The sequence below is a fragment of the Streptomyces sp. WG5 genome (assembly GCF_049974565.1).
GTDB lineage: Bacteria > Actinomycetota > Actinomycetes > Streptomycetales > Streptomycetaceae > Streptomyces.
In genome coordinates, this window is the sequence record NZ_JBNGGC010000099.1 from 1 (window position 1) to 2,874 (window position 2,874).

Genomic DNA, 2,874 nt, shown 5'->3' on the forward strand with positions numbered 1-2,874 from the left:
GGTGGTAGAGGCCGTCGAGGTCCCAGCCGCGGTCGGCCGGGAAACCCGAGATCACATCGCGCTGCTCGGCGACGACCTGCCACAGCGCCTCCGGCGAGTCCACCCCGCCGGGGAAACGGCACCCCATACCGACGATCACGATCGGATCATCGTCCGTACGCGGTGCGACGGCGGCGACGGGCTGCGGGGCGGCGCGCTCGCTGCGTTCCCGCACGAGCGGGAGCGCGAAGTCGACGATGGCGGCCGGCGTGGGATGGTCGAAGACAAGGGTGGCCGGAAGACGCAGGCCGGTGGCGGAGTTGAGCCGGTTGCGCAGCTGTACCGCGAGCAGCGAGTCGATGCCGAAGCTCTTGAACGGCTGGTCCGGGTCGATCCCGTCCGCCGAGTCGCGGCCGATGACCGAGGCGAGCTGGGTGCTGACGAGGTCGAGCAGCAGGCGGCGGGCCTCCTCCTCGGACATCAGCCCGAGCCTGCGGCGCAGGCCGGACTGGCCGGGGCGCCGTTGCGGGACCCGTACCAGCGAGCGCAGCACCGGGAACAGGGCCCCGGTGAGCGCGTCGGAGCGCAGTGCGGCCAGGTCGAGGCGGGCCGGCACGAGCACCGGGAGGTCGTCGGCGAGCGCCCGGTCGAGAAGGCCGAGGCCCTGTTCGGTGGAGAGCGGGGCGATGCCGCGGGTCGAGAGGGTGTCGTCGTCCAGGTGCCCGGTGAGGCCGCTGCGTTCGGCCCACAGGCCCCAGGCGAGTGAGGTCGCGGGGCGACCGGCCGCCCGGCGGTGGGTGGCGAGCGCGTCGAGGAACACGTTGCCCGCGGCGTAGTTGGCCTGCCCCGGGTTGCCGAGCACCCCCGCCACCGAGGAGAACAGGACGAAGGCCGCCAAGTCCTGGTCCGCGGTCAGTTCGTCGAGGTGCGCGGCGGCGTCCACCTTGGGCCGCATCACGGCGGCGAGCCGGTCCGCGGTCAGCGACCCGACCACGCCGTCGTCCAGCAGACCCGCGGTGTGCATGACGGCGGTGAGCCGTACGCCGGTCAGCAGCCGTGCGAGCGCGTCGCGGTCGGCGGTGTCGCAGGCGGCGAGGGAGACCTCGGCGCCCAACCCGGAGAGCTCCGCCGCCAGTTCCGTGGCGCCCGGCGCGTCGGGGCCGCGACGGCTGACCAGCAGCAGACGGCGGGCCCCGTGCTCGGTGACCAGGTGCCGCGCGACCGACGCGCCGATCACCCCGGTTCCGCCGGTGATGAGTACGGTGCCGTCCGGGTCGAGCCGGACGGCACCGCCCGGCCCGGCGAAGGCGGTGTGCCGGACCAGGCGAGGGGCGAGGACCGTGCCCGCCCGCAGGGCGAGCTGAGGCTCGGTGAGCACGGCCCCGGGCACGGTGCCGTCCCGGTGCTCCTCACCCGAGTCCAACAGCGCGAAGCGGTCGGGGTGTTCGGACTGCGCGGTCCTGATCAGACCCCACACGGTGGCCTGGGCCGGGTTCGTGACCTCGGGACCGACGGCGCCGTCGGTCAGCACCAGCAGCCGGGAGCCGGTGAAACGGGCCTCGGCCAGCCACTCCTGGACCAGCCCGAGCGCCCAACGCGCCGACCGGTGTGCGTCCTCGGCGAGGGCGGCTCCCGGGCCGTCCGAGTCCCGTGCGGCGACCGGACAGCGTACGGCGACCACCTGCGGTACGGGGTCAGGGACGTCGGCCAGGTCCGCGACCAGGCACACGTCGACGTCGGCCGCGGCGGCCGGGGCCGGCTGCCACTCCAGCCGGAACAGCGAGTCGGCTCCGCGTCCGGCGATCAGGTCGGCGGTGAGCGGCCGCATCGTGACGGTCTCCGCGGACAGCACCGGCTTCCCCGCGCTGTCGGTGACACGCAGGGCCACCCCGTCCTCGCCCCTCGCGCTGAGCCACACCCGCAGAGCCTCCGCTCCCTCGGTGCAGCGGGTGACACCGGACCAGGAGAACGGCAGAAGGGTGCCGCCGTCCCCGCGGAGCAGGCCGGCCGCGTGCAAGGCCGCGTCCAGCACTGCCGGGTGCAGCCCGAAGGAGGTGGCGTCCAGCTCGGCGGGCAGGCTCACCTCGGCGTAGACGTCGTGGCCGGTGCGCCAGGCGGCGCGCAGGCCCTGGAAGGCGGGACCGTAGTCGTAGCCCGTCTCCGCGAGAGTGTCGTAGCGGGTCTCGACGTCGATCTCGTGAGCGCCGGGCGGCGGCCAGTCGACGAGGTCGAAGTCCGCGGTGCCGTCGTCGATGTCGAGCAGCGCCGCGGCGTGCCGCGTCCACGGAACACCTGGGTCGGCGTCCTGCGGCCGGGAGTGCACGGCCAGTTCCCGCTGACCGTTCGCGGTCGGAGCCTCGACGGTCACCCGCAGCTGTACGGCCTCGTCGGGCGGGAGCACCAGCGGTGCCTGGAGGGTGAGTTCGGCGAGCCGTCGCAGGCCCACCCGGGCGCCCACGGCCATCGCGATCTCGAGGAACGCGGTGCCGGGCAGCAGTACGGTGCCGTGCACGGCGTGATCAGCGAGCCACGGCTGTGTGTCGAGGGCGAGCCGCCCCGTGCACACCAGCCGGTCCTCCTCGACGAGTTCGACCACGGCGCCCAGCAGCGGGTGCCCGGCCGAGGTCAGACCGAGTCCGCGGGCGTCGGTCCCGGCGGGTTCCGGCGTGAGCCAGAAGTGCCGCCGCTGGAAGGGATAGGAGGGGAGTTCGACGGTGCGGGTCCGGTAGGGCCCAAGGACCGCCGGCCAGTCGACGGCGACACCGTGGGACCACGCTTCGGCGGCGGATTCGACGAAACGTTCCAGCCCGCCGGTGTCGCGGTGCAGCGTCCCGACGGCCGCGCCGGTGTCCCCGAGTGTCTCCGTGATGCCCGAGACGAGCACGGGGTGGGCGC

1 protein-coding gene is annotated in these 2,874 nt (G+C 74.5%); it reads right to left on the reverse strand.

All coding sequences use genetic code 11. The features are described from left to right. The coding region (locus ACP4IX_RS35990; protein WP_426558828.1) for an SDR family NAD(P)-dependent oxidoreductase at positions 1 to 2,874 on the reverse strand (2,874 nt) is incomplete at both ends.